Origin of the sequence: Paenibacillus piri, from assembly GCF_004354045.1 — a bacterium.
In the GTDB taxonomy this organism is placed as follows: Bacteria; Bacillota; Bacilli; order Paenibacillales; family NBRC-103111; genus Paenibacillus_S; species Paenibacillus_S piri.
Map to the genome: position 1 here is coordinate 1 of NZ_SMRT01000053.1, position 1,267 is coordinate 1,267.

Sequence of the window (1,267 nt, forward strand, 5' to 3'; positions counted from 1 at the left end):
TGGTGCTAGACTCAATATTGGACACGGAGAACCGAGAGTGCGAAAATAAAAGCATTCATAATCGAGGTGTCCGACATGACAAAAAAGTACGACAAAGAATTCAAACTTCAAACCGTTCGACTCGTTCAAGAAGATGGGAAGTCGGTGGCGCAGGTAGCCCGTGAGATGGGTCTGCATGAGAATACGATCTACCGCTGGATCGCCGAGTTCAAACAGGACGGCAGTCAAGCGTTTCCCGGTAGTGGACAACTAAACCCAGAAGACAAGGCCATCCGTGATCTTCAGAAGCGGATTCGTGATCTGGAAGAGGAGAACGAAATCCTAAAAAAGGCGATGCACTACTTCGCAAAAGACCGGCGCTGATCTATAAATTCATCCACGATCACCGCTTCAAGCTCCGTGTCGCGAAGATGTGCGCCGTATTTGGAATCTCCCGAAGCGGTTACTATGATTGGACCCGGCGGAAAGAAAGCCGGCGAAGCAAACGCCATGAGCGGCTTAAAAAGCAGATTCGCCGTATCTTTTTTGACCATAGGCTTCTTTATGGAAGCAAGAAAATCTGGGAAGTCCTGAAGAAACAAGGCGTTCAGGTAGCTGAGAAAACCGTTGCTCGAATCATGAAAGAGCTTGGCTTGAAATCCCGAACAGTCAGGAAATATAAAGCAACAACGAATTCGAAGCATAACTTGCCAGTAGCCGCGAATGTGCTTAATCAGCAGTTTCAAGCGAGTGTGCCCAATCAGGTCTGGATGACGGACATCACGTACATCCCAACCGATGAGGGATGGCTATATTTAGCGAGCGTCATGGACTTATACAGCCGTAAAATCGTCGGGTTTCATATGGATGAGCGAATGACCAAGTCACTTGTGATAAGGGCACTAGATCAAGCCTATCTGCTTCAAAAGCCACGCGGTGAAGTTCTCCACCACTCTGATCGAGGCAGTCAGTATGCTTCTTTAGAGTATCAGGAGCGGCTTAAAACATATAAGATGAAAGGCAGCATGAGCCGCAAAGGGAATTGCTATGATAACGCTTGTATAGAGTCATTCCACAGCGTGTTGAAGAAAGAGCTCGTATATTTAGCGAAGTTCAAGACCCGCAAAGAAGCTAGAGAACGGATTTTTGAGTATATTACATGCTTCTACAATGGAAAGCGAATCCATTCCTCCATTGGGTATTTTACACCCAATCAGTACGAACGTATGTACCGCCTTGCTGCGTAATTCTCTCGATTCTATGTGTCCAATCTATTGACAGAAGTCCA

1 protein-coding gene is annotated in these 1,267 nt (G+C 46.5%); it reads left to right on the plus strand.

Translation table 11 applies throughout. The features are described from left to right. Positions 1–75: 75 nt before the first annotated feature. Positions 76–1,226, plus strand: a protein-coding gene (locus tag E1757_RS35540) for an IS3 family transposase (protein ID WP_281282576.1) whose coding sequence is annotated in 2 segments (ribosomal slippage) — positions 76–331 and positions 331–1,226 — 1,152 coding nt in all. Because the reading frame shifts where the segments join, the coding sequence is not laid out codon by codon here. The last annotated feature ends 41 nt before the right edge of the window (positions 1,227–1,267 follow it).